Raw genomic sequence first — 304 nt, 5'->3', positions numbered from 1 at the left:
ATAAGTGTGCTGGGCTTCTCCGGTCCAGGTTCACGCTTGCGCACGAGCTCGGCCACTGGGTGTATCGCACGTCTTTCGGAACTGGTTGCGGACACGGAGCTGTCGAACGCGCTATGAATTCGTTCGCTGCGCATCTGCTGATGCCGCGCTCCTTTGTAGAACGGATGGAGGCGAAGCACGCAGACAGGAGAGCGCTCGCGATGGCAGTTTCTTCTCAGTGTGGTGTGAGTTGGAGCGCGACGCTTGGGCATCTTGCAAACCTTGGTGTTATCACCGATGAAACCTATGCGTTGGAGGTGGAATG

Annotated in this window: 1 protein-coding gene; it reads left to right on the top strand. The window is 57.2% G+C overall.

What is annotated here, in order from left to right; genetic code table 11:
- Positions 1-59: 59 nt before the first annotated feature.
- The coding region (locus tag QP324_RS11975) for an ImmA/IrrE family metallo-endopeptidase (protein ID WP_284816199.1) at positions 60-304 on the top strand (245 nt) is incomplete at its 3' end.

Origin of the sequence: Corynebacterium sp. UMB0012 (assembly GCF_030216265.1) — a bacterium.
Lineage (GTDB): Bacteria > Actinomycetota > Actinomycetes > Mycobacteriales > Mycobacteriaceae > Corynebacterium.
This window is presented reverse-complemented; position numbering and strand designations above follow the sequence as displayed.